The 25,259-nt window shown below is 73.1% G+C and carries 21 protein-coding genes; 14 read left to right on the top strand and 7 right to left on the bottom strand.

The features are described 5' to 3' along the window. Window positions 1–65: 65 nt before the first annotated feature. Window positions 66–590, top strand: a complete 525-nt coding sequence (locus tag ACIRBY_RS03510; RefSeq protein WP_403895494.1) for a DUF488 domain-containing protein — start codon at window positions 66–68, stop codon at window positions 588–590. A gap of 543 nt (window positions 591–1,133) precedes the next feature. On the opposite strand, the gene ACIRBY_RS03505 is transcribed toward ACIRBY_RS03510, so the two are convergent. Beyond that, on the bottom strand, window positions 1,134–3,608 hold the full coding sequence (locus ACIRBY_RS03505) for an MDR family MFS transporter (RefSeq protein ID WP_403895492.1): 2,475 nt from the start codon (window positions 3,606–3,608) through the stop codon (window positions 1,134–1,136). A 174-nt stretch (window positions 3,609–3,782) separates the two neighbouring features. Between ACIRBY_RS03505 and ACIRBY_RS03500 the strand changes: the two genes are divergently transcribed. From ACIRBY_RS03500 to ACIRBY_RS03480, 5 genes are all read left to right on the top strand, one after another. After that, window positions 3,783–5,834 (top strand): hypothetical protein, encoded by a 2,052-nt coding sequence (locus tag ACIRBY_RS03500; RefSeq protein WP_403895488.1) that lies wholly within the window; start codon window positions 3,783–3,785, stop codon window positions 5,832–5,834. Between the two features lie 159 nt (window positions 5,835–5,993). Continuing rightward, complete coding sequence (locus ACIRBY_RS03495) at window positions 5,994–6,638, top strand: dihydrofolate reductase family protein (protein WP_403895485.1); 645 nt, start codon at window positions 5,994–5,996, stop codon at window positions 6,636–6,638. Window positions 6,639–6,819: 181 nt separating this feature from the next. Beyond that, on the top strand, window positions 6,820–9,111 hold the full coding sequence (locus ACIRBY_RS03490; RefSeq protein WP_403895482.1) for a catalase: 2,292 nt from the start codon (window positions 6,820–6,822) through the stop codon (window positions 9,109–9,111). A 504-nt stretch (window positions 9,112–9,615) separates the two neighbouring features. Then, a complete protein-coding gene (locus ACIRBY_RS03485; protein ID WP_403895479.1) occupies window positions 9,616–10,143 on the top strand; it encodes an SRPBCC family protein in 528 nt (175 codons plus the stop codon). A gap of 110 nt (window positions 10,144–10,253) precedes the next feature. Further along, window positions 10,254–11,222 (top strand): LLM class F420-dependent oxidoreductase, encoded by a 969-nt coding sequence (locus ACIRBY_RS03480; RefSeq protein ID WP_403895476.1) that lies wholly within the window; start codon window positions 10,254–10,256, stop codon window positions 11,220–11,222. 3 nt (window positions 11,223–11,225) lie between these two features. Here ACIRBY_RS03480 and ACIRBY_RS03475 read toward each other — a convergent pair whose 3' ends face one another. Next, window positions 11,226–11,888 carry an HAD family hydrolase gene (locus ACIRBY_RS03475; protein ID WP_403895473.1) on the bottom strand — a complete coding sequence of 221 codons (663 nt, stop codon included), beginning with the start codon at window positions 11,886–11,888 and terminating at the stop codon, window positions 11,226–11,228. A 298-nt stretch (window positions 11,889–12,186) separates the two neighbouring features. On the opposite strand from ACIRBY_RS03475, the gene ACIRBY_RS03470 reads away from it, so the two are divergent. Then, window positions 12,187–12,741: a cysteine hydrolase family protein gene (locus tag ACIRBY_RS03470; protein ID WP_403896859.1), complete on the top strand. Its 555-nt coding sequence runs from the start codon at window positions 12,187–12,189 to the stop codon at window positions 12,739–12,741. Here ACIRBY_RS03470 and ACIRBY_RS03465 read toward each other — a convergent pair. After that, window positions 12,713–15,121: a molybdopterin oxidoreductase family protein gene (locus ACIRBY_RS03465; protein WP_403896856.1), complete on the bottom strand. Its 2,409-nt coding sequence runs from the start codon at window positions 15,119–15,121 to the stop codon at window positions 12,713–12,715. The genes ACIRBY_RS03470 and ACIRBY_RS03465 overlap by 29 nt on opposite strands. Before the next feature lie 314 nt (window positions 15,122–15,435). Beyond that, a complete protein-coding gene (locus ACIRBY_RS03460) occupies window positions 15,436–17,241 on the bottom strand; it encodes a complex I subunit 5 family protein (RefSeq protein ID WP_403895470.1) in 1,806 nt (601 codons plus the stop codon). A gap of 108 nt (window positions 17,242–17,349) precedes the next feature. Here ACIRBY_RS03460 and ACIRBY_RS03455 point away from each other — a divergent pair, with 108 nt between their 5' ends. Continuing rightward, window positions 17,350–18,720, top strand: a complete 1,371-nt coding sequence (locus ACIRBY_RS03455; RefSeq protein WP_403895468.1) for an NAD(P)/FAD-dependent oxidoreductase — start codon at window positions 17,350–17,352, stop codon at window positions 18,718–18,720. Window positions 18,721–18,746: 26 nt separating this feature from the next. Here ACIRBY_RS03455 and ACIRBY_RS03450 read toward each other — a convergent pair whose 3' ends face one another. Beyond that, complete coding sequence (locus ACIRBY_RS03450) at window positions 18,747–19,415, bottom strand: HSP18 transcriptional regulator (protein ID WP_403895465.1); 669 nt, start codon at window positions 19,413–19,415, stop codon at window positions 18,747–18,749. A 129-nt stretch (window positions 19,416–19,544) separates the two neighbouring features. Between ACIRBY_RS03450 and ACIRBY_RS03445 the strand changes: the two genes are divergently transcribed. The 3 genes from ACIRBY_RS03445 (at window position 19,545) to ACIRBY_RS03435 (ending at window position 20,981) form a co-directional block, all read left to right on the top strand. Continuing rightward, the gene (locus ACIRBY_RS03445) at window positions 19,545–19,979 is read left to right on the top strand and encodes an Hsp20/alpha crystallin family protein (RefSeq protein ID WP_403895462.1); all 435 of its coding nucleotides are present in this window, start codon (window positions 19,545–19,547) and stop codon (window positions 19,977–19,979) included. Between the two features lie 108 nt (window positions 19,980–20,087). Then, window positions 20,088–20,483, top strand: coding sequence for a DUF2267 domain-containing protein (locus ACIRBY_RS03440; RefSeq protein ID WP_403895459.1), 396 nt, complete (start codon window positions 20,088–20,090; stop codon window positions 20,481–20,483). 90 nt (window positions 20,484–20,573) lie between these two features. Further along, entirely contained in the window at window positions 20,574–20,981 is a 408-nt protein-coding gene (locus tag ACIRBY_RS03435; protein WP_403895456.1) for a DUF2267 domain-containing protein, read from the top strand. 85 nt (window positions 20,982–21,066) lie between these two features. On the opposite strand, the gene ACIRBY_RS03430 is transcribed toward ACIRBY_RS03435, so the two are convergent. After that, window positions 21,067–21,279, bottom strand: a complete 213-nt coding sequence (locus ACIRBY_RS03430; RefSeq protein ID WP_403895453.1) for a hypothetical protein — start codon at window positions 21,277–21,279, stop codon at window positions 21,067–21,069. Between the two features lie 395 nt (window positions 21,280–21,674). On the opposite strand from ACIRBY_RS03430, the gene ACIRBY_RS03425 reads away from it, so the two are divergent. The 3 genes from ACIRBY_RS03425 (at window position 21,675) to ACIRBY_RS03415 (ending at window position 23,730) form a co-directional block, all read left to right on the top strand. Next, entirely contained in the window at window positions 21,675–21,878 is a 204-nt protein-coding gene (locus ACIRBY_RS03425) for a cold-shock protein (protein ID WP_403895450.1), read from the top strand. Between the two features lie 110 nt (window positions 21,879–21,988). Beyond that, window positions 21,989–23,224, top strand: a complete 1,236-nt coding sequence (locus tag ACIRBY_RS03420; protein WP_403895447.1) for an SLC13 family permease — start codon at window positions 21,989–21,991, stop codon at window positions 23,222–23,224. A 5-nt stretch (window positions 23,225–23,229) separates the two neighbouring features. Next, on the top strand, window positions 23,230–23,730 hold the full coding sequence (locus ACIRBY_RS03415; protein ID WP_403895444.1) for a universal stress protein: 501 nt from the start codon (window positions 23,230–23,232) through the stop codon (window positions 23,728–23,730). Between the two features lie 60 nt (window positions 23,731–23,790). On the opposite strand, the gene aspA is transcribed toward ACIRBY_RS03415, so the two are convergent. After that, a complete protein-coding gene (aspA, locus tag ACIRBY_RS03410) occupies window positions 23,791–25,200 on the bottom strand; it encodes an aspartate ammonia-lyase (RefSeq protein WP_403895441.1) in 1,410 nt (469 codons plus the stop codon). Between the last annotated feature and the right edge of the window lie 59 nt (window positions 25,201–25,259).

Genomic DNA, 25,259 nt, shown 5'->3' with positions numbered 1-25,259 from the left:
GCCGGGCGTCGTTCAGTGGGCCGACGCCCACGATCGCAGCGCTCCGGCGGTCAGGAGCGGGCTCCATGAGACGCATTGCGACGATCGGCGTCTACGGGTTCACGGCCGACACCTTCCTGGAGAAGCTCGTCGGCGGGGGCGTCGGGCTGCTGCTCGACCTCCGCCAGCGCCGCGGTGCCCGGGGCCACGACTACGCCTGGGCCAACGCGACGCGCCTGCAGCACGCGCTCGCCGCGGCCGGCATCGGCTACCGGCATGTGAAAGGGCTCGCGCCGACGACGGAACTACGCCGGCTCCAGTACCGCGAGGACGACCGTCAAGGCGTGGGCAAGCGCAATCGCATCGCCCTGGCGCCCGAATACGCCGAGCGCTATACCCGGGAGATCCTGGACCATTTCGATCTCGTCGCACTCGCCGCCGACCTTCCGACCGGCGTGGTGACGGCCCTCTTCTGCGTCGAGCGCGATCCGCAGGCGTGCCACCGTTCGCTCGTGGCCGAGCGCCTGCGCGCCGAGCACCGCCTTCCGGTCACGAACCTCCTTCCCGGTGAGGCAGGGCATGAGCCGGATGCGCACCGCGAGCAGACGTGACGAGTCGTGGGCGGAAGACCCCCGCGTCCCGCGCTGCCGGGGCACGGGATGCGGCGGACACGGGCCGGCGCGCTGCCCCGCAGGTCAGGGCGCCGGCGCCAGGACGGCCTGCGGGCTGAGGCTCCTGCGCACGCACGGCGTCACCACCGCCACGGATCCGTAGAGGTGCACCTGTACCGTGTAGGACTGCACAGCGGGCTCCCCCTCACGGCGGGGTACCAGCCCTGGAAGCGGCAGGAGGCAGCCGCAGCTGCCTCGGGGACGCGTCCCGTCAGGCGGGACGCATGCGTGTCCGGCGTCTTGGAGCGACGGAACCAGAACGGTCGTCCCTCTCCTCCACCATCCCACACCTCGGCCGGGGCGAACCCCACGGATCGCAAGGGACACGGAGCCGGCTACCGTGCCCGCGGCGCCCGGTGAGGGCGCTGCCTGCCTGATGCCCAAAGCCGTCGTACTGCGCCGGCACCTCGACCCCCTGCGCGCCGGGGACGCTCGATGACCGACCGTCGTACTCGCCGCGCCCCCCGTCCGGTCGGGGGGCGCTCACCGGACGTTCACGTCGGCCGCCATGGGCGCCCGGGCCTTGACCAGCAGCCCGGCCGCCAGTGCCGCCAACAGCAGCGCGCCGGCCGCCCACCAGAGGGTGTCGGTGTAGCCGTGCACCAGCTGATCGGACTGGCTCTCCTCAGACGAACCGGCCAGACGGGCGCTCACGAGGGTCACGAGCAGGGCCGCACCGATCGACTCGCCCACCTGCTGGGCCACGACCACCACCGCCGAGGCCGCGCCGGAGTGCCGCGGGGCGACGCCGGAGGTGGCGGTGGCGAAGAGCGGCCCGAAGGCGAGACCGCCGCCGCATCCGGTGAGGAGCATGCCGGGCAGGAGATGGGGCCCGTACGCGCTGCCCGGGTCGGCACCGGCGAGGAGCAGCATCCCGGCCGCGGCGGTGACCAGCCCCGACACGATCAGCACGCGGGGCGCGGTGCGTTCCTGGAGGCGCGCCGCCACCTGTGTGGCGGCGATGACGGCCGCGGCGGCCAGCGGCAGGAGCATCACCCCGGTCATGCCCGGGGTGTAGCCGTAGCCGTACTGCAGGTGAACGGTGAGCGCGGGTAGCAGGGCCAGGAACCCGGTGCCGGTCAGGAGCATCGCCAGGGCACAGCCGAGGCGGTCGCGGTCCCAGCCGGGGGACCCGGCCGACGGGGCGCCGGACTTGGCGGTCTGCCGCCACAGGAAGGCCGTGACCAGGAGGACGCCCGCCGCGAGGAGGCGCAGGGCCAGGGGAGCGGTCCAGCCGAGCCGCCCGGCCTCGTCCATGCCGTAGACCAGGGCGGCGAGGCCGCCGCACCCGAGCAGCACGCCGAACCCGTCGGAACGCGCGCCGTCGCCCGGCGGGCGGCCCGGCAGCCAGGTGGCCGCGCCGGTCAGAGCCAGCGCCGCCAGCGGGACGGAGGCGTACTGCGCCATGCGCCACGACGCCAGCTCCGCGAGCCAGCCACCCGCGAGCACGCCGAGCACCCCGCCGCCGGCCGCGACCGCCCCGTAGATCCCGAAGGCCCGGGCGCGTTCCCTCCGGTCGGTGAAGCCGGTGGACACCAGGGAGAGCGCGGACGGTGTCAGCAGGGCGGCGAACGCGCCCTGCAGGGCGCGCGCCGCGATCAGCAGGCCGGGGCCGCCCGCCGAGCCGCAGAGCACGGAGGCCACCGTGAAGCCGGCCAGGCCGATGATCAGGGCCCGTTTGGCGCCCAGGAGGTCGGACACGTACCCGCCGAGCAGCAGCAGCCCGGCGAAGGCGAACACGTAGACGGTCACCGGGTGCAGTCCGCCGTCGGCGAAGCCGAGATCGGCCTGAACGGTCGGGAGGGCGGTGCTGAACCCCATCACGTCGAGCAGGACCAGCAGCTGCGTCAGCGCGATCACGCCCAGGCCCCACCAACGCCTGGGGTGCGGGGCCGCCGGGTCGTCCGGAACCGGCCCGAAGCCCCGCGCTGGATCGGACCGCGCCGCGGCCGGGGCCGTGGGCGCGTACGGGGGAGGCGGCGCGGGCACCGGCTGGTGCTGGCGCGGTACGGAGGGGACGCGGGGGTCCGGCGGCGCGGGGGGCTCCACAGCGGGTGTCTCGGGGGCCCAGTCCAGCAACCTGGCGGCGCGGCGGCCGAGTTGTGCCAGGACCGTGCCCGGCAGCCATTCCCCGGCGCGTTCCACCGCCGTCCGGTCGGCGATTTCCTGCGGGGTCGGCCGGGCGGCCGGGTCCTTCTCCAGGCAGGCGCGGACGAGGCCGGCCAGCTGCTCGGGAACGCCGGTGAGGTCCGGCTCCTCCTCGGCGACCCGGAAGAGGTGGGCGTTCAGCCCGGAGTCGGCGGCGCCGAACAGGAGCCGCCCGGTGGAGGCGTACACGAGGACGGCGCCGAGACAGAAGACATCGCTGGCCGGGGTGAGTTCGCGACCGCGGACCTGCTCCGGAGACATGAAGCCGGGGGAGCCGATGAGCATGCCGGTGCGGGTGTGCAGGCTGTCCCCGGTGAGGCTGTCCATCGCCCGCGCGATGCCGAAGTCGATGACGCGCGGGCCGTCGACGGTGACGAGCACGTTGGACGGCTTCAGGTCACGGTGGATCAGGCCCGCTCCGTGCACGGCCCGCAGGGCGAAGGCGAGCCGGTTGGCGAGGGTGTGCACCGAGTACTCGGGCAGCGGCCCGAAGTCCTCGGCGACCACGGTCCGCAGGTCCGGCCCCGGAATGTACTGCGTCGCCACCCACGGCACCGCGGCCCCCGGGTCGGCGTCGAGTACCGCCGCCGTCCAGTCCCCGCCCACCCGCCGCGCGGCGGCGACCTCGCGGGCGAAGCGCCTGCGGAACTCGGGGTGCCCGGCGTGCTCGGCCTGCACGACCTTCACCGCGACGGTCCGCCCGCCCTCCGAACGTCCGAGATAGACCAGGCCCATGCCGCCCTCACCCAGCCGGGCGATCAGACGGTACGGGCCGATGTGCGTCGGATCTGCTGCGATCAACTGGTCCACGGAGACGAAGTATGCCAACTGCCCGGATGGCCCGTGCGGTCACTCGCGAGGTTGAGGCGCCGCGCCCCGCAAGCCCCTGTGCCCGCCCTCCGCGACCGTCACGGCGGACGGCATCGCCCCGGTCATGGAGCCGTTTCACTGATGCGCGCCGCCGCTCTGCGGTAGAAGTACCGCATGATGCCCGCAGAAGAAGCCCGGGACGAACTCAAGCACCTGCTGAGCCGTTGCGAACGCTGGTTGTCCGGCGAGGACGGCCCGCGCGCCCTCCTCGCCGACGAGGCAGGACTGGCCGACGACGCCGCCCGCATGGAGGCCCTGCGCACCCGCGTCCTGTCCTCCATGCTCAACGTCGCCCTGCTCGGACGACAGTCGTCCGGCAAGAGCTTCCTGATCAGCGGCCTCCAGGGCGGCCTGGAGTACGTCCCGGTCACCGACGAGGACGGGATGCCGACGGCGGAGTTCCTCGGGGTCCTCCCGTCGTCGGCGCGCCCGACCACCGCCTGCCCCTGCACGGTCGTCCCCGTCGGGGACGAGCTCTCCGGGACTTCCACGGGCCGGGCACTGCTGCGCGTGAGGTTCGCCGGCGGCAGGGTGGAGGACATCGGGACGGACCTGCCCCCGGCCGTGGTCTCCGCCTACGGGGCCGTGGACGGAGACATCACCAACCGACGCCGCGAACACATCGGCCTCCGGGTCGAATCGGTCGAGGTGCTGCTCGCCGACGCGCGACTGCCGGTCAAACTCTTCGACCTGCCCGGCTCGGAGTCGCCGATCGAGGAACACGAGATCATCATGCGGGAGGCGTGGGCCAAGGCCGACTGCTTCGTCTACGTCAGCCACGCGACCTCGGCCCTCACCGCCAACGAGCTCAACCTCATCCGGGACCTCTACGCCCACCACATGCAGAGCAACGCGAACAAGAAGGTGCTGTGGGTCCTCAGCGGGATCGACCTGGCGACCCAGCGGGAACAGGGGCAGGCCGCCTGGAAGAGCGTGCTGGCCACGAACAACGCCTACCTGCGCACGCACTTCGGCTCCCCGGGCGGGCAGTTCATCGGTGACGGGTTCCTGCCGGTCTCCGCCGCCTGGGAGGCCGAGGGCACGTTCAAGAAGGTCCAGGGCGAGGACGGCGACACCCTGGGGCGGCTCAGCGGCATGGAACCCCTGCGCGACCACCTGCGCAGCCTGATGGAATCCGGCGCCGGCCACGCGCACCTGCGCCAGGTCGCCGACGAGGCGCGCTGGCTCGTCCGGCGCCGCCAGCGCCAGCTCGCCGACATGCTCGACACCCACCAGCTGGCCGTGGAGGACCTGGAGGTCCAACGGGACAGCCTGCGCAACCGGATCGCGGGCGCGGAGCGCTCGCTGGAACGCATCCGGACCGAACTCGGACGCGAGCTGCAGCGCAGGATCCGCGCGGCGAGGGGCCCCTTCGGCGGCCTGGCCGACGTACTGCACCGACAGCTCGACCCCCTGATCGACCGCGGCAACCTGAGCGCCGAGCACGCCAACGAGGTCGACGTCCTCCAGGTCCAGCTGTTCAGCCGGTGGATGACCTCGCCCGCAGGCCCGGCCACCTCGTGGGAACGCGAGCTGAGGGAGTTCGACGCGAGCGCCCGGCAGCTGCTGCGTGCGGAACTCGGGGTGGACACCGGCTCCGAGCTGGTGGCACCGGAACCGCTCGACACGAGCCACTTCCCGATGCGGACGGACGGCCGCCAGCCGCTGACGGCCTACGGGGTCGTCCAGGCGGCTGCGAACACCCTGGGCGTCGCCAGTCCGCTCGCGGCCGGGGCCGTATGGCTCACGACCAGCCTCAGCCTGACCACCATCGCGGTCCCCGCCGGCGCGGCCGTCCTGACGGCCATCGCCATCGCCAAGGTCACGGACCTCCTCAAAGACCGGGAGTCCCAGGTCCAAAGGGCGCGCCAGGAGCGCAAGGACATGATCGACGAACACGTGAAGCAGGCCCGCAACGCCTTCGAGAGGGTCACCCACAGCCAGGGCAGGATCCTGATCGACGCCGTCGAGCACCACCACGCGCAACACCAGGCCCGCCTCAAGGCGACACTGGCCCAGATCATGGAGCGCATCAACGCGGAGGACACCGTCCGCAGCCGCGCGGTCATCGACCGCCTCACCCCCGTCAACCAGACCGGCCAGTCCCTCGTCACCGAGCTCCAGGACCTGCGCGACGCCCTCGGCGACCACCTCACCGGCCGATGACCCGCCGGACACCGGACCCGAAGCGCCCGTAGGCGGCCCGCGCGCCGGACCGTGCCACGGGCGCGAGCCGTGCTCCGGCGTGGCGATGAGTTCGCCGCGCCACGAGGGTCTATCCCTTCGACGGGAACAACCGGCTCCGAGACTCCCGGGGAGTACGCCATGGGCTTCATCCAGATCGAACTGTTCGCGACCCTCGACCTGGTCGGGCAGGCGCCCGGCGGTCCCGACGAGGACCCGCAGGGGTTCCCGTTCGGAGGCTGGCAGGCACCTCTGCTCCAGGAGGTCACCGGGGAACAGATCGCCGCCGCGTACGCGGGCACGGACGCCCTGCTGCTCGGCCGGCGGACCTACGACATCTTCGCCGGCTACTGGCCGCACCAGGAGGGCGGCCCGGACAACGAGATCGCCGACCTCTTCAACCGTGTCCCGAAATACGTCGCCTCCCGCGGGAGGCCGGACCTTCGCTGGTCCGGATCCAGGCAGCTGGGGCCGGACCTGGCGGCCGCCGTCCGCGAGATCCGTGACCGCCACGAGAACGTGAAGGTCGTCGGGAGCCTGGACCTCGTCCAGAGCCTGCTGCGCGAGAAGCTCTTCGACCGCCTCGACCTGTGGGTGCACCCGATCGTGCTCGGCGTCGGGAAGAAGGTCTTCGACGGCGGCGCGGTCCCCACCAACCTCACCCTCCTCACACCCCCGGTGGCCAGCCCGAACGGAACCGTCTACCTCCGCTACGGCCTCGCCGGCGGAACACCGGCCACCGGCGACATGAGCGCCCCCGACCGCGGCCTCACGAGCCAGGGCTGACGGCTCCGGACGTCTCCGGCGCCCCCGCCTGCGAACGGCGGCGCACGGGTACGCCTGTGCCTACGCCTCCACCCGGACGACGCGTTCATCCGCGAACAGCGGGTAGGCGCGGCGTGCAGATGCCGTGTGCCCTGCGAGTGAGTGCCGCCAGGGCACCGTTTCCGGCCGAGGAGGAGAGACGATGACCACCAAGCACTCCGACGTGAACCCGGAACGGGGCGACGGCCTGCCGGGGAAGCCCGCGCCGGCATCTCCGTCCGTGGCCGAGCCCACGCAGCCGCAGCAGCCGCCCGGGCCCGAGCCCGACCAGGGCGGACCCGAGACGATGAGCCCGACCGGGCAGGCGACCGGGACGGACCGGGCCCGCAGGGCGCAGGGCGGCGCGTACCTGACCACGGCCCAGGGGGCGCGGCCGTACGACACCGACCACTCGCTGAAGGCGGGTCCGCGGGGGCCCGTCCTGATCCAGGACCACCACCTGCGCGAGAAGATCACGCACTTCGACCACGAACGGATCCCGGAGCGCGTGGTGCACGCCCGGGGCGCCGCCGCCCACGGAGTGTTCCAGGGTTACGGCACGGCCAGTGAGGTGTGCAAGGCCGCGTTCCTGGCGAAGGACGTGCGGACACCGGTCTTCGTCCGCTTCTCCACCGTGCTCGGCTCCCGCGGTTCGGCGGACACGGTGCGCGACACCCGGGGGTTCGCGACCAAGTTCTATACGCAGGAGGGCACTTACGACCTGGTCGGGAACAACATCCCGGTCTTCTTCATCCAGGACGCCGTGAAGTTCCCCGACGTCGTCCACGCGGCCAAGCCGCACCCGGACCGGGAGGTCCCGCAGGCGCAGAGCGCCCACGACACGTTCTGGGACTTCGTCTCCCTGCACACCGAAGCGACCCACCACACCCTGTGGAACATGTCCGACCGCGGCATCCCCCGGTCCTACCGGATGATGGAGGGCTTCGGGGTCCACACCTTCCGCGTGGTCAACGCCGTCGGTGAGACGGCGCTGGTGAAGTTCCACTGGAAGCCGAAGCTGGGCGTGCACTCCCTGGTCTGGGAGGAGGCCCAGCTCCTCTGCGGCATGGACCCCGACTTCCACCGGCGCGACCTCTACGACGCCATCGAAGGCGGCGCCCACCCGCAGTGGGAGCTGGGCGTCCAGGTCTTTCCCGACACCCCGGAGCAGGCCTTCGAGGGGGTCGACCTCCTCGATCCCACCAAGATCGTGCCCGAGGAGCTCTGCCCCGTTCAGCCCATCGGCCTGATGACCTTGAACGCCAACACCAGGAACTACTTCGCAGAGACGGAGCAGGTCGCCTTCCACCCCGGGCACCTGGTTCCCGGCATCGACGTCACGGACGACCCGCTGCTCGCCGGCCGACTGTTCTCCTACCTCGACACCCAGATCAGCAGGCTGGGCGGGCCGAACTTCGGACAGCTCCCCGTCAACCGGCCGCACGCTCCCGTCAACGACATGCTCCGCGACGGCATGCACCAGAGCGCCGTGCACACCGGCGTGGCGCCGTACCGGCCCAACAGCCTGGACGGCGGCTGCCCGTTCCTGGCCGGCGCCGACACCGGTGCCTTCGTCGAGGTGCCGGTCACGGTCCCGGACGCGGCCAAGGTCCGCGAGGCGGCCGCCTCCTTCTCGGACCACTTCACCCAGCCACGGCTCTTCTGGCTGAGCATGAGCGAGCCGGAGCGCGAGCACATCATCGCCGCCTACACCTTCGAGCTGAACAAGTGCCACGAGCGGGCCGTCAGGGAACGCACCCTCACGGTGCTGGCGAACATCGACCCGCAGCTGTGCGAACAGGTCGCCGCGGGCCTCGGCCTCCCGGCGCCCCGGCCGACGGTTCCGCTGGTGACGGCGGACGCCAGTCCGGCGCTGTCGCAGATGGGCGGCACCTGGCCGACGGACGGCCGGGTCGTCGGCATCGTCGCCGATGACCAGGCCGACCTGGACGGCGTACGGGCCGCCCGGCGAGCCGTGCTGGAGGCGGGCATGGTGCCCCTCGTCATCGCCCCGGCCGGCGGCACGCTCGACGCCGGCGGCGATCCCATCGCGGTCCAGCGCACCTTCGCCACCGCCCGGTCCGTCGAATGCGACGCCCTGCTGTTCGCCGGGGCGCCGGCACCGGGCGACGACGCCCACGGCGCCCGCGACGCGAAGGCCGGTACCACCGCGCAGGGGCCCGACCCGCGGGTTCTGCTGCTGCTCACGGAGGCGTACCGGCACGGCAAGGCCGTCGGCGGCTGGAACGGCGTTCCGGACCTCCTCGAAGCCGCCGGCATCGCACCCGACGGGCCGGGCCTCATCGCGGGCGGGGACGCGGCGGCGGCCGTGGAGGCGACAGCGGCGGCCCTGTCCGGCCACCGCGTGTGGCACCGGTTCCCTTCGCCCTCTGACCCGCTGGCAGGCGGATGGAGGGCAACGGGGCTTCGGTGTCCCCTCGGCCGCGGGCCGTGACGCCGGATCGTCCGGACGCGTGGGCGAGGCGATCGGGGATGAGACGGGCTTCGTCGGCCGGGGAACGGCGGCCCGCGCGCCTGGCCGGCTCCTCGCCGGCCCGCTGCGCGCCGGCCCGGTGGGTGGCCATGAGCGCGCCCTCGGCCTGTTCGATCACGGCGGAGATCGCGACGGCGTCCTGCACGCCGGTCGGCTCAGCGCTCGGGCCGGCCGCGACCTCCGCCGTCCGCAGCTCGTCACCTCGCGCGGGGCCCCTCGGTTCCTCCGTCACACAAGGAGCACGGCACGACTCCCGTGACGGGGGCACGCACGGGTGCGGCCCGAGGACGCGGGGTCGGCGCGTGTCCATGGGGTCCGGGTACCCCGACGGTCGGGCCGTATCCGTCCTGGCCGTACGACGCCGCGCCCAGGTGCTGCGCGCCTCGCGGGGTTGAAGCGTGGCGGGCCGGGCAGGCGCGGCTCAGTCGGCGGGGCGCCGACACGGCTGCAGGGAGGAGAGGCCTCGTGAGCATGGTGAAGGAATCCATCGACATCGATGTCCCGGTGAGCAGCGTCTACAACCAGTGGACGCAGTTCGAGGAGTTCCCGCGCTTCATGGAAGGCGTGGAGGAGGTGCGCCAGATCGACGAACGGCACTGCCACTGGAAGACCAGGGTGGCCGGTGCCGAGCGTGAGTTCGACACGGAGATCGTGGACCAGATGATCGACGAACGGATCTCGTGGCGGTCGGTGACCGGCGACGTCGAGCAGAACGGCGTCGTCACCTTCCAGCGTCTGGACGACGCCCACACCCGCGTCAGCCTGGCCATGGCCTTCGAGCCCCATGGCATGGCGGAGAAGGCCGGGGACGTGCTGGGGATCCTGGACCGCCGGGTCAAGGGCGACCTGAGGCGGTTCAAGGGGTTCATCGAGGAGCGGGGCGCGGAGACCGGCGGCTGGCGTGGGCGGATCAGGCCGGCCGACACGGCCGGGCCCTCCTCCGGGACCGCGATGCCCGGCGCCGCCCGGCCGGACGAGCAGCGGTACGGCTGAGGCCGGCCCCCGCGGCTCCCCCGGGCGGGCGACCGCCCCGGGGCAGGCCGTTCAGGGCGAGGGGGCCGCGAACGGCCCCCTCGCACGATCGATGGGAAGGACGCGTCGTCATGCCGGTACGCATCGGGTACACGATGATGACCGAGCAGGCCGGACCGCTGGAACTGGTCGCCCACCTCGTGGGAGCCGAACGGGCGGGTTTCGACTTCTCCGTCATCTCGGACCACTCGTTCCCGTGGCTGGACTCCCAGGGGCACGCCCCGTACGCGTGGAGCGTCCTCGGGGCGGCCGCACAGGCCACCTCCCGGATCCCGCTCATGACGTACGTGACCTGCCCGACGTTCCGCTACCACCCCGCGGTCGTCGCGCAGAAGGCGGCGACCCTGCAGATCCTGTCCCGGGGCCGTTTCCGCCTGGGGCTGGGCTCCGGCGAGAACCTCAACGAGCACGTCGTCGGCGCCGGATGGCCCGCCGCACACGTGCGGCTGGAGATGCTGGAGGAAGCCGTCGGCATCATCCGGCGCCTGTTCGGCGGCGGGTACGTGAGCCACCACGGCGCCCACTACGACGTCGAGAACGCCAAGCTCTGGGACCTTCCCGAGGAGCCGCCGCCGATCGGCGTCGCCGTCTCCGGGCCCCGCTCCTGCGCACTCGCCGGGCGGTACGCCGACCTCGTGATCGCGACGGAAGCGGATGCGGAGCTCCTGCGGCGGTTCGATGCCCAGGGCGGCGCGGGCAAGCCGAGGGTCGGACAGCTGCCCGTCTGCTACGACCCCGACCGTGACGCGGCGGTGGCCCGTGCCCACGACCAGTTCCGCTGGGCGCTGGGCGGCTGGGGGGTCAACAGCGAGCTGCCGGGCCCGGCGGGCTTCGAGCAGGCCTCGCAGCACACCCGGCCCGAGGACGTGGCCGCCTCCATTCCGTGCGGGGACGACGTGGACGCGTTCGTCGAGGCCGTACGCCCGTACGCGCAGGCCGGATTCACCGAGGTCGCCCTCGTCCAGATCGGCGGCGACCGGCAGGCGGCCTTCCTCGACTGGGCCGAGGCGAAACTCCTGCCCGCGCTCGGGCGCCTCTGAGCATCAAGGCAGGCCGAACGGGCTCTGGTCGAGGTGGGCCAGGAGTTCGGCCGGGTCCCGGTAGACGGCCCGGGCGCCGGCCTGTTCGAGGTCGGCGCGCGGGATGCCGCCGCAGAGCAGCCCCACACAGGCGACGTCGGCCCGCGCGCCCGCCTCCATGTCCCAGACGGAGTCGCCGACGAAGACGGCCCCGGACGCGGGGGCGTCCGCGAGGCCGAGGGCGTGGTGGATCGGGTCGGGTGCGGGCTTGCCTGCGCTGACGTCGTCGGAGCTGGCCGTCGCGGTGATGGCGTCGTCGGCGTCGACGGCCCGGCGGAGGGCCTCCAGCTCGTGGTCCTGGGCGGAGGTCACGAGCACCACCTGCCAGCCCCGCCGGCGCACCTCGCGCAGGAGCTCGGCTGCCGAGTCCAGCGGTGCCAGCCGGTCGAAGTAGGTGCCGTAGAGCGTGTCGTGCGCCCCGCTCAGGGTGTCGTCCTCGTCCCTGTCGCGGCCGGTACCCAGGAGGTGTTCGAGCAGGTCCTCGCCGGGCAGCCCGAGCGCGCGGTGGATGTCGTGCATCGCCACGCTGTGGCCGCCCTGCCGCAGGGCTTCCCACCAGCACGTGACGTGGAGGTGATTGGTGTCGGCGAGGGTGCCGTCCACGTCGAAGAGCGCGGCCCGGTTCATGCCCCCCACCTGCCCCGGCCAGCCTGGCTCGTGCGTGGACTCGGCCGTGTACGGGTCATGCTCACTCCTCGGTCGAAGAAGCCGGGCGGCCGACGTCCCCGGACCGGCCCCTGCCGGGCCGGTCCGGGCGCGGACACGCGTCCGGGCGTGCGTGTCGTGACGGCGGCCATGCCGAGCGCCTACCCGTGACGTCTGCGCGCACTCCTCGCAGGGAGCCGGGAGGGCCGCGGCGGAGGATCCGGTGTGGGTTGACACCTGCCGACGGGGGAAGGCGCCCGGCGTGACGGAAGGCGGCGACATGGGCCGGACGGCACTCATCGTGATCGACATGCTGAACACCTACGAGCACGAGGACGCCGAGGTACTGGTGCGCTCCGTGCGCGAAGCCCTTCCGGGCGTGGGAGCCGTCCTCGGGCGGGCGCGGGGCGCCGGAGCACCGGTCGTCTACGTGAACGACAACTTCGGCCGTTGGCGCTCCCACCACGGCGAGATCCTCGAAGCCGCCCTGGCCGGCCACTACGCCGATCTGGTCGAGCCGGTCGCACCCGACGAGGAATCCCTGTTCGTCGTCAAGGCGCGGCACTCGGCCTTTTTCGAAACCCCGCTGGCCTACCTGCTGGGGCAGCTCGGGGTCCGGCGGGTGGTGCTGTGCGGGCAGGTGACCGAGCAGTGCGTGCTCTACTCGGCCCTGGACGCCCACATCCGCCACCTCGACGTCGTCGTGGCCCTCGACGCGGTCGCCCACATCGACGCCGGCCTCGCGGACGCGGCCCTGCGGATGATGGAACGCAACATGGCGGCCGAACTGCGCCGGAGCGGCGAGATCACCTTCGAGGACGCCCCGGCAGGCTGACGTCGTGGGGTGCGGTGCCGGCAGGGTCGGGCCCGGCCGCTCGTTCGACGAGGGTGAGGGCGGCCGCGGCGGTCTTGAACTGCGGCTGCTTGGAGACCGGGTCCCAGAGGGTGGGGATCAGCTCGTTCGCGGCCCGCCCGGCACCGCCGGGGGCCGGGGCGTTGCCGGCCGGGGTGTCCCAGTACCCGTAGTGGAAGGGCACGAACAGGACGCCCGGGCGGACGGACCCGAGGCGCAGCCGTCCGCGCAGCGTCCCGCAGCGCGTGGTGACCTCGACGAGGTCGCCCGCCGCCAGTTCGAGCCGTGCCGCGTCGGAGCCGGCGATCTCCACCCATACGTCCGGTGCCGCGCGGGCGAGTTGGGGCACCCGTCCGGTCTTGGTGCGGGTGTGGAAGTGGTAGAGGGTGCGCCCGGTGGTCAGCTGGAAGGGGTGGTCCTCGTCCGGCCACTCCTGCGGGGCCAGGTAGGGGGCGGGTCTGATGAGGGCCTTCCCGTCCGGGTTCATCGACCGGTAGCGCTCCTCGCCCAGCGGCTCGCCGGTCACCAGGTCCTTGCCGTACGTCTCGCACAGGTCCGGGTGCGCCCAGGCCGCGCCTTCGCCGTAGAGGCGGTCGGTGCCGTCGGGGGCGTGCTCGGTGCACGGCCACTGGATGCCGCTGGGGCCGCGGAGTTTCGCGTAACTCAGGCCGGTGTAGTCGCAGGGGCGTCCGGCGCTGCACCGCTTCCACGCCTCGAAGGCCTCTTCCGGGACGCTCCAGTGGACCAGCGGGCCGCCGTCCTTGTCCTCGAAGCCCATACGGGCCGCGTAGTCGAGGAAGATGTCGAGGTCCGGCCGGGCCTCGCCGGGCGGATCGACGGCCTTCTCGGACAGGTGGACGGTGCGGTCGGCGTTGGTGAAGGTGCCCGTCTTCTCACCCCAGGTGGCCGCGGGCAGCACCACGTCGGCGAACTGCGCCGTCTCGGTGGGGAACACGTCCTGGACGACCGTGAACAGGCTCTCCCGGGAGAGGACGGAGCGGACCCGGGCCAGTTCGGGCAGGGACACGGCCGGGTTGGTGGCGCTGATCCACAGCATCCGCACCGAGCCCCGCTCCGCCAGGCGGAAGATCTCCATGGCATGGGTGGGCGGCCCGTCGTGCGGGATGGCCGACGGCTCCACGTTCCACACCTTCGCGAGGTCGCCCACGTGCTCCTCGTTCTGCCAGTTCCTGAAGCCCGGAAGATCCCCGTCAGCCCCGCATTCGCGGGTGTTCTCGGCGGTGGGCTGGCCGTTCATCTGGAGCACCCCCGCACCGGGGCGGCCGAGCATGCCGCGGATCAGGTGCAGGTTGTTGACCTGGACGGCGGCCGCGGTCGCCTGGTTGGCCTGGTAGAACCCCTGCAGCACGGTCGACAGCAGCCGGTCGGCGGTGCCGAGCAGCTCGGCGGCCTCCTCGATCGCGGCCGCCGGCACGTCGCAGATCCCCGCGGCCCACCGCGTCGTGCACGGTTCGACCTGCTCGCGCAGCGCCTCGAAGCCGACCGTGTGCCGGGCGATGAACCCGGGGTCGGTCCGGCCCTGCCGGATGATCTCGTGCAGCAGGGCGTTGAGCAGGGCCACGTTGGTGCCGAGCCGGGGCGCCAGGTGCACGGTCGCCCGGCGGGCCACCGGCGTGAGCCGCGGGTCCACGCACAGCAGGCGGGGCGGCCCGTCTCCGTCCAGCCGGTCCAGGATCCGCATCCACTGCACGGCCTGCGTCTCGGCGATGTTGTGCCCGAACAGGGCGATCACATCGGCGTGGTCGATGTCCTCGTACGAGCCGGGCTGCCCGTCGCTGCCGAAGGACTCCTTCAGCGACTCGCCCGCCGTCGCCGTGCACAGCCGGGTGTTGCCGTCCAGGTGCGGGGTGCCGATCCCGGCACGGGCCAGGACGGCCAGCGTGTAGTACTCCTCCAGGAACAGCTGCCCGGAGGTGTAGAACGCGACCGCCTCCGGCCCGAGGGAGCCGATGAGCTCCTGCGACCGGGCGACGACGCGGCCCATCGCCGTCGGCCAGTCGCTCTCCACGAGGAGTCCGCCCTCCCGGACGAGCGGCCGGGTCAGCCGGTCCGGGGAGGCGTTGGCCTGCCACGTGTACAGGTCCTTCGGCTCCAGTCGGCCGCGGTTGACGCGGTCGCCGGCCCGGCCGCGGACCCCGACGATCCGCCCGTCCCGGACGGCGATGTCCATCGCGTCACCGTCGGAGTGCAGGAGCGAGGCCGTCCGCACCCACGCGTCGACCTCCCCCTCGGCGACTCCGTCGGCCAGGCAGGAGTCCATCCGTACGGGCCACCGGCCACCCCGGCCGTAGGGCGTACGGCGGCCCCACGGATCGGCGATCCGCTCGCCGGCCCCGTTCACCCGATCGCGCCCCACAGCAGCTCCTCTCCACCGTGCGGCGCCGCCGCCACCGCACCCGTCGATGAGCGGCGCCTACCCGGCACGCGCCGCCCGACACGGCGCGCACCGGGCGACCGGGTGCACGATCGGCACGGGGCCGCTCGCCGACCGCACCCTCGCCCCCCTGACCTGCGGCTACGCCTGGGCTCCCGGCCGGCGTCACGGCGACGGCAGCGCCGTCCCGACCATGCCGACGGGCCGACCGGCCCTGCCGCACGGCCCGGACGCGTCCGCCCCCACCTCCCTCGCCCCCCGCGGCCGGTCCGGGCGACGGTTCAGGCCTGGGCGGCGATCGCGGCGCAGAGCACGGCCACGCCGAGGGCGAGCCAGGCGAGGTAGTCGCCGAGGTGCCCGGAGTGCAGGCGGCGCAGCACCCGTACGAGTGGCAGGGCCGGTCGGGCGGGGGTGGGCCGCAGGGCGGCCGTGGTGGCGAGGGCGCAGGCAAGTCCGGCGGAGAGCAGGCCGAGGGCGATGCCCGCCCCGGTCCAGCCGGCCTCCCCGGCGACGGCTGCCGCGGCGGGACCCCCCGTGGGGGTGACGGCGGCGGTGTAGCGGGCCGGATCGGTGAAGGCGGCCGCGCCGCCCGCCAGGGCGGTGGCGACGGCGGGCACGCAGCCCAGCAGCAGGCCGAGGCCCAGAAGGGTGGCGGGGACGGCCAGCATCATGGGCGGGAGATTGCGCTCCGGCTCACGGATTTCCGGCTCCTCGCCCTCGCCGGTGGTGACGTCGTCGGCAGGTCGGGCGCGTGGCACGGGCCCGACGCCGAAGAAGACCCGCAGTCCCGCGCGCAGGACGGCCGCCCCGGTGACGGCCGAGGCGGCGACGAAGACCACGGGCAGCCAGGGCTGGAGGCGGCCTGCGGCGTCCTCGGTCAGCGCCTTGCCCAGGCCGGTGCCGAACGGGGGCAGTCCGGCCAGCGCGAGTGCCCCGGCGGCGAACAGCAGGCCGACCGCGCGCAGCGGGCGGGCCCTGCCGTGCAGGCCGTACTCGTCGACGGACCCGAACCGGTCCAGCAGGACACCGGTGAGGCCGAACAGGGCGGCCTTCACCAGGCCGTGGGCGGCGACGTACAGCGCCGTGCCGGCGGCGCCGTCGGGGGTGAGCAGGGCGATGCCGACCAGGAACAGGCCGACGTGGCTGATGGTGGAGAAGGCGAGCAGCCGCTTCAGGTGCCGCTGCTGCCAGCACATCACGGCGCCGAGCAGCGCGGTGACGGCGCCGAGCGCGGTGAAGGTGGTGCGGAACGCCTCGTGGGGGAGGCCGCCGGGACCGGAGAACACGGTCCAGTAGACGCGGGCGATGCCGTAGACACCGAGTTCGACCATGACGCCGGACATCAGCATGCACACCGGTGTCGGCGCGACGGAGTGGGCGTCGGGCAGCCAGAAGTGGAACGGCACGGCGGCGGCCTTCACCAGCAGGGCCGTGCAGACCAGGACGAACGCGGTGACGGTCAGCAGGTCGGTGCGGTGTCCGGCGAGCTGCTGACCGAGGCGGGCGAGGTTGAGTTCGCCGGTGCGGGCGTAGAGGAGGGCGATGCCGAGCAGGGAGCAGTAGGCGGCGAAGGAGTTGACGATGCCGAAGGTGAGCGCCCCGTGCAGGGGGCGGGGATCCTCGATGCGGTAGCCGGTCAGGGCGTAGGCGGCCGCGCCCATGAGTTCGAAGAAGACGAAGGCGTTGAACAGGTCGCCGGTGAGGGCGAAACCGACCATGCCGGCCTCGAACAGCAGGATCAGCGCCGGGAACACCCCGGCCCGTCCCCCTGTCGGCTCGTCGAAGTACCGCCAGGAATAGAGGATCACCGCGAGGACGAGGACGGCGACCAGCAGGGCCAGGCCGGCGCCGATCGGGTCGGCGGCCAGCACGATGCCCACCTGGGCCGGCCAGCCGCCGAGGTCGGCGGTGGCGATGCTGCCGCTCTCGGCCCAGAGCCGGGCCAGCACCACCACCTCCAGGGCCGCGACGCAGGCGGCGAGGAGGTCGCAGCCCAGGCGGGGCAGGCGGCGTCCGCCCAGTGCCAGGAGGGCGGAGCCGAGCAGCGGAACGGCGACGGCCAGCGGGAGCAGGTCGGCTTCGGCCACGTCAGCCCTTGAGGCCGGTGAGGGCCTGGGGGCCCTGAACCCCGAACACCTGTCCGGCGCGACGGCGGCCAAGGCTCGCGCCCCGTCCACCCGTTGGAGGTCGTCCCGATGCGTCGCTCCGAGCCCCCCGCCGCCCGTGACCACGCCGTCGTGCTGGGCGCGGGCATCGCGGGGCTGTGCACCGCCGCGGTGCTCACCCGTCATTTCGCCCGCGTGACACTGGTGGAACGCGACCGGGTCAAGGGGCGGCGGGCAGACGGCGGCGCCCGGCGGGGAGTTCCGCAGAGCCCGCACATCCACACCGTCCTGGCACACGCGGCACAGCAGATGGAACGGCTGTTCCCCGGGCTGATCGAGCAGTGCCTGGCCCACGGTGCCGTGAGCGCCGAGCTCGGCAGCCAGAGCCGCATCACCTACCACGGCCACACGTTGCCGCAGACGTTCGCGGGAATCGACGCGATCATGGCATCACGGCCGTTCCTGGAAGCCGAGCTCCGCGAGCGCGTGTTGCGGCTGCCGTCCCTGTCCCTCCGCGACGGCGCAGAGGCCACCGGGCTGGTCACCGACGGCGCCGGGGGAGAAGCGGCCGTACGTGGCGTGGGCCTGCATCCGGGCAGGGGAGGAGCCGGGGGTGAGGTCCTGGAGGCGGACCTCGTCGTCGATGCGATGGGCCGCGGTGCGCGGAGCGGAGCCTGGCTGGAGGAAATGGGCTATCGAAGAGCCCCGGAGGAGCGCACCCGGATCAACGTCACGTACGCCAGCCGGCATTTCGCCCTCCCGCCCGATGCGCTCGGCGCCGACCGGGCCCTCATGATCGGCGCCACCCCCTCCCGGCCACGCGGGATGGTCCTCGCAGCGCAGGAGAACGGCAGTTGGGTGGTCTCCCTGCACGGTTACGGCAACGTCCGGCCCCCTGAAGGCGACGGGGAATTCCTGGACTTCGCCGCCGCGATCGCCCCTCCCGACGTCATGGGCGAGCTACGGCGCGCCGAACCGCTGGATCCGATCGCGGTCTACCGCTTCCCGTGCGGGGTCCGGCGCCGCTACGACCGGTTGAAGCGCTTCCCCGACGGACTGCTGGCCATCGGGGACGCCCTCTGCTCGGTCAACCCCGTCTACGGCGCCGGGATTTCGCTGGCCGCCCGCGAAGCCGTCCTGCTCGGCGAATGCCTTGCCGAGGACGGCACCAGGCCATTGGCCCGTCGCTTCTTCGCCTCTGTGCACGACGCCACCCGTGCAGCGTGGTGGCTGTCCAAGATCGGCGACTACAGCCTCATGCAGGACGGATTCAGCGCCCGGCTTCTGGGCTCGTCCTTCCGCCGTCTCATGGCCGCCGCCGCGCAGGACCCGGACACCGCGTCCGCACTCCTCAGATCGCTCGCCTTCGTGGGTTCCCCCCTCGAGCTCGCCCGCCCCCGCATCCTCCGCCGGATGCTCCACCATCCGACCCCGCCACGCCCGGAGGCGACGGCGAAGTGACCCGGCTGGCGGCCGGGTCGGGCGGCTCAGGAGTTGCGCTGGTCGTTGCTGTCCTGGCGGAGCCGGTCGGTGTGGCGGGTCATGGCGTCGATGCGGTCGGTGAGGCCGGCGTCCTGGGGCCGCAGGTGGTCCCGGGAGGCGGTCAGGGGGCCCACCAGGCGGGCGGCGTCGCTGTCGGCGAGGGCCAGGTTCAGCTCGCCGATCGCCCCGTCCGCGCTGGCGGGGAGGTCGGCGAGGGAGGTGACCTGGCCGGCGAGCCGGCGTAGGTCGGCCGCGTTGTCGCGGGCCCAGGCGTTGACCGACCGGTCGGCCGCGCGCGAGTCCCGGGTGGCCTGGACCCGCTGTTCCCCCGTGCTTCCCGCGGCGCCGGGGCGCAGCCGCAGGTAGCGGCGTTCGGCGGCCTGCCGACTGGCGACCCCGAGCGGTGCGGCGAGGTCGGCCCAGCTGGCGCCCTGGCCACGGGCGGTTTCGATCAGGACGCTCTCCCAGCCGGTGAGCTGCTCGCGGACCTCGCGGAGCACCAGCAGGGCGGCCAGGGCCGGGTGCGGGCCGGCGTCGTCGGCGGGCGGGGCCGAAGCCGTCGAGGTGCCCGGTGAGGACTGCTGCGCCTCCTTCACGGACCGGCTGATGGCCTCCAGTGCCGCCGCGGCGGCGTGGAAGGAGACCGCTGGGGTCGGCGGTTCTGCTTCGGTCATGGCACCCTCCGGCGGCTTGTCACCCTTTCGATGACACCGTGCTTGTCATCGTTTCGATGACATGTTACAACGGAAGCACGTTGAAGCGCATTGGCAGTTCCTGCCTGAACCAAGTGGAGGTGTTTCGCGATGTTGATGCGCACCGACCCGTTCCGCGAGATGGACCGGATCGTCCAGCAGCTGTCGGGTACGTCCGGGACCTGGTCGAAGCCGTCGGTCATGCCGATGGACGCCTACCGGGAGGGCGACGCCTACGTGATCGCGTTCGACCTGCCCGGTGTGAGCACGGAGGCGATCGACATCGACGTCGAGCGGAACATGCTGACGGTGAAGGCCGAGCGGCGCCCGGCCGCCAAGGGCGACACCGTGCAGATGGAACTCTCCGAACGGCCCCTCGGCGTCTTCTCCCGGCAGATCATGCTCGCCGACACCCTCGACACCGAGCGCATCGAGGCCGGCTACGAGGCGGGCGTCCTGACCCTGCGGATCCCGATCGCCGAGCGCGCCAAGCCCCGCAAGATCAGCATCAGCGGCGAAGCCGGCCGCAAGCAGATCTCCGGCTGACCCCGCACCAGGGACCGCGGAGGGCGGGACGCCTCGATCCCCCCCTCCGGCACCCGCCCTCCGCCCCCTTGGTCTTCCCCACCCCTTCGTTCTCCGGAGGTGAGGTCGATGTCGATGCGCAGGGAGCCGTTCCTGGCCCGAGTCCAGGAACGCGGCGCGTACGAGACCCCCGGCGAAGCCGACCGTGTGGCGCGCGTGGTCCTGGCCCTGCTGGGCGCCCACCTGGTCGGCACGGTCCGGGCCGAGCTGGCCGCCCGGCTCCCCGAGGCCTACGCCCTGATCCTCCTGAACCCCCTGCGGGCGGCCGAGCCGCTCTCCCCGGAGCGCTTCGTCCGCGCGACGGCGGCCTGGATCGAAGGCGCCACCGAGGAGACGGCCCTGTGGGACATCGGGGCGGTCCTGTCCACCGCGGCCTCCGCCGCGGGAGACGCCCTCACCCGCGAGGTCCTGCTCCAGCTCCCGCCCGGCTACGACATCCTCTTCGGCCACCCCCAACCCGCCTGACCCCACCGGCCGCAGACCGGTTCCCCTCCGCACAGAAAGGCAGCCACAGCCGTGTACGACCAGCCTCAAGCGAACCCGTCCCGCACCCTCATGACGTTCGACCAGATGCTGGAAAGCGTGCGCTACGAGGGTGCCTACCCCACCCGCGAACGCGCCGCGGAAGCCGTCCACCACGTCCTGGCCGCCCTCGGCCGCCGGCTCACCGGCCAGGAGCGCAGCGACCTCGCCCGCTGCCTGCCCGTCGAAGCCGCCCTCACCCTGACCGCCCAGATCCCCGACCCGCAACCGGTCACCGGCTGGGGGTTCGTCAAGGACCTGGCCGCCCGCACCGGCGCCACGCCCGCCACCACCCGCTGGGACACCGGCGCCGTCCTGGCCGTCGTCGGCCGCCTTGCCGGACCCGACCTCGTCACCAGGATCCTGTGCCGACTCCCCGACGGCTACGCCCTCCTCTTCGGCCGGGCCGAACTGCCCCGGCCCCAGCCCGCCGCCGCCTGACCCACTCGGCCGCACGTCGACATGCGCCGGCGCCGGGACGGCATCGCGGTGTCGGCCCTGGGACCCGACGGCGGGCGGATGGCCGTCAGGCCGGTCTCGTCAGGACGTGGTCCGCGTCGGACAGCTCCCGGATGTGGGCGGCCGTTCCCTCCAGCGGAAGCAGAGGGCGCAGAGGGCAGGAGGCCGGTGAGTGGTCGTGGTCGACCTCCCAGGTGGGCAGTGCGGCGCCGGCGCCGCGGATCGAGACGGCGTAGAGGGTGCCGGAGCAGCCCTGGCACACCAGCGAGGTGTGGATCACGTGAGTGCTCTTCCCGCGGTGCCGACGCGCAATGCGTCGTGCGGCGGGCTTCACCCCGGCGGAGGCGCACCCAGGCCGCCGGCCGGATCCTCATTCGCAGGGCAGCCGTGCGGCCGAAGGAGTGAATCCGCCGACCGGGCTCGGAGGCCCGCCGCCGCCGGAGCCCGGCGCCGGAGCCCGGTGCCAGACCCCCGCATCCGTGACGCGCCACCGTTCCTCCTCCCGGAACCGGGGGCGCGGGCGTGTACCGTCTGGGCCAGCTGTCGAGGTTCGGACGCTCCCTCCGCCTACGCCGAGGCGCCGGCGTTCTGCTGTGCTGTGCCGCAGGAACCAAGGCGATCACCTCAGCCTTCCGCACGGTGCGCGAAGGCTTTTCCCGGCTGGAAGGCATGGATATGGCCACGGGCACTGTGAAGTGGTTCAACGCGGAAAAGGGCTTCGGCTTCATCGCGCAGGACGGCGGCGGTCCGGACGTCTTCGCCCACTACTCCGCGATCAACTCCTCGGGTTTCCGAGCGCTCCAGGAGGGCCAGGCCGTGTCGTTCGACGTCACCCAGGGCCAGAAGGGCCTGCAGGCGGAGAACATCAACCCGGCCTGACCTACAGCCGGGGGCCCACCAGGCGGTAGCGGAGTGGCGGTGCGGCGTCCGAAGCGGCCTTCTGCACCGCCCCCTGAAAGGCTCCGGCCCTGAACGTCCTGTTCGCTGAAGTGCTGTCGCTCATCCTGCTCCTCGTGGTCCTGGGCTGTGCGGTGATCAGGCCCTGGGGCTGGCCGGAGGCGGTCGTGGCCGTCCCTGCCGCGGGAGTGGCCGTCGCCGTCGGCGCGATCTCCCTCGACGATGCGGCGGCCGAGGCCGCCCGGCTCGGGCCGGTGATCGGCTTCCTCGCGGCGGTTCTGGTCCTGGCCCAGCTGTGCGACGACGAAGGCCTGTTCCACGCCTGCGGCGCGTGGATGGCGCGCCGGGCGGCGGGCCGCCCCCGCCGCCTGCTGGTCCTCGTCTTCGTGATGGCTTCCCTCATCACAGCGGTCCTCAGCCTCGACGCCACCGTGGTGCTGCTGACTCCGGTGGTCTTCGCCACCGCCGCACGGCTGGGCGCCCGCGCCAAGCCGCACGTCTACGCCTGCACCCACCTCTCGAACACCGCCTCGCTGCTGCTGCCCGTCTCCAACCTGACCAACCTGCTGGCCTTCGCCGCCAGCGGCCTGGCCTTCACCCGGTTCGCCGCACTGATGGCGCTGCCCTGGCTGGCCGCCATCGGAGTCGAGTACGTGGTGATCCGCCGCTTCTTCGCCACCGACCTGGACGCGGGCGCCGACGCCCCGCCCGCCGCCGACGCACCGCGGCCGCCGCTGTTCGCCCTGCTCACGGTGGCGGGCACCCTCGCGGGATTCGTGCTGGCCTCGGTAGCCGGTATCGACCCGGCCTGGGCCGCGGCCGCGGGCGCCGCGGTCCTGGCCGCCCGCGCCTTGGCACGGCGGCGCACCACGGCGCCGGCGATCGTACGGGCCGCGGCGCTTCCGTTCTGCGTCTTCGTACTGGCCCTCGGCATCGTCGTCCAGGCCGTGGTCGACAACGGCCTGGCGGACGTGCTGGGCCGCGTGATTCCGACCGGAACCGACCTGCCGGCCCTGCTGGCGATCGCGGCACTGGCGGCCGTCCTGGCGAACGTGATCAACAACCTGCCCGCCGTCCTGGTACTGCTCCCGCTGACCGCGCCCACCGGGGCGGGCGCCGTCCTGGCCGTGCTCCTCGGGGTGAACATCGGCCCCAACCTCACCTACGCCGGCTCCCTGGCCACGCTGCTCTGGCGGCGCATCGTGCGCGAACACGACACCGACGTGGAGCTGGGCGAGTTCACCCGCCTCGGCCTGCTCGCCACGCCGGCCGCACTGCTGCTGGCGGTGCCGGCACTGTGGGTCTCACTCCACACGATCGGAGGCTGAACACGGTGAGCGTCATCGTCTGGATCGTCGAAGGCACCTGGCCCGCCTGCGTCGACGCCGCACGCGTCCACACCCCAGCGGACACCGAACCGGTCCTGCTCCACGTCAGTGCTCCCCAGGCACCCGGCCTGGCGCACGGCGCGTACGCCGGGCTGCTGGGCCGGGCCCGCCCCGATCGCGACCCCGGTACACGGGTGGAGCACCTGGCCCATGCGGCGGGCGAACAGCTCCTGGCCGGCGCGGCCGCCCGGCTGGGACGCCCGTGCATCCGGCAGGAACGCGCCGGCCGCGTCGAACGCGAAGTCGTGGCCGCCGCCGAAGGCGCCGACCTGCTGATCCTCGCCCGCGACGGCGACCGAACCCACCTGGGACCCCGCAGCCTCGGGCCCGCAAGCCGCTTCATCGTCGACCACGCCCCCTGCCCGGTCCTGCTCGTCTGGCCGGAGAGCGCACCCCCCACCACCACCCTCCCGCCACCCCCGCCCCACCCTCCGCACGACCGCTGAGCCGTCACTGACGTCCTGCCGTCCCACCGGGTCCGCCGGCCGCGCGCGGCCCCTTCGGTATCAGGTACGGGCCGGGGCGGTACCCGCGATCATCTCGGGCCGCAGCAGGGCGGCGAGTCGTTCGGCCGGCAGCAGGCCCCGTTCCAGGACGAGTTCGGCCACACCGCGGCCGGTGGTGAGGGCCTCCTTGGCGATGTCGGTGGCGGCGGTGTACCCGATGTGCGGGTTCAGGGCCGTCACCAGCCCGATGGAGTTCTCGACGGTGGCGCGCAGCATCTCGGTGTTGGCGGTGATGCCGCCCACGCACCGTTCCGCGAGGGTGAGGCACGCCGCGCGCAGGTGGGTGACGGACTTCGACAGCGAGTGCAGGATGACCGGCTCGAAGGCGTTGAGCTGGAGCTGTCCGGCTTCCGCGGCCATGGTGATGGTGACGTCGTTGCCGATGACCTCGAAGGCGACCTGGTTGACGACCTCGGGGATCACCGGGTTGACCTTGCCGGGCATGATGCTGGAGCCCGCCTGGACCGGCGGCAGGTTGATCTCGCCGAGTCCGGCGCGGGGCCCGGAGGACAGCAGGCGCAGGTCGTTGCAGGTCTTGGACAGCTTGACGGCGATGCGCTTGAGGACGCCGGACATCTGGACGAAGGCGCCGCAGTCCTGGGTGGCTTCCACGAGGTCGGGAGCGGTGACCAGGGGCAGGCCGGTGATGCCGGCCAGGTGGCGGCGGGCTGCCTCGGCGTATCCGGCCGGGGCGTTGAGGCCGGTGCCGATGGCGGTGGCGCCGAGGTTGATCTCGTGGATGAGGCCGACTGCCTCCGCGAGCCGGCTGCGGTCCTCGTCGAGCATGACGGCGAAGGCGGAGAACTCCTGTCCCAGCGTCATCGGCACGGCGTCCTGGAGCTGGGTGCGGCCCATCTTCAGAACGTCGTGGAACTCGGTGGCCTTGCGGGCGAAGGCGTTCTGCAGGACGGCCATGGCGTCGAGCAGGCCGCGGACCGCGAAGACGGTCGCGATCCGAACGGCGGTCGGGTAGACGTCGTTGGTGGACTGGCCGAGGTTGACGTCTTCGTTGGGGTGCAGGTACCGGTAGTCGCCCCGGGCGCGTCCCAGCAGCTCCAGCGCCCGGTTGGCTATGACCTCGTTGGCGTTCATGTTGGTCGAGGTGCCGGCGCCGCCCTGGATGACGTCGACGACGAACTGGTCGTGGAGCCCGCCCGCGCGGATCTCCTGGCAGACGGCGACGATCGCGGCCGCTTTCGCGGGCTCCAGCAGGCCGAGTTCCGAGTTGGCGAGGGCCGCGGCCTCCTTGACGGCGGCGAGGGCGTCGATCAGGTGGGGGTAGGCGCAGATCGGCGTGCCCGTGATGGGGAAGTTCTCGGTGGCGCGCAGGGTGTGGACGCCCCAGTAGGCGTCGGCGGGGACGTCGCGGTCTCCGAGCAGATCGTGTTCCCTGCGGCTGGAGGCGGTCATGGCTGTGCGGGTCCTTCCTGGGGTGGGTGGATCGGAGTGGTCTGGAAAGGGGACGGCGG

Source organism: Streptomyces sp. NPDC096136 (assembly GCF_044763325.1).
In the GTDB taxonomy this organism is placed as follows: domain Bacteria; phylum Actinomycetota; class Actinomycetes; order Streptomycetales; family Streptomycetaceae; genus Streptomyces.
Note: the sequence above shows the minus strand (reverse complement) of the source record. Positions and strands in the feature narration are given on the sequence as shown.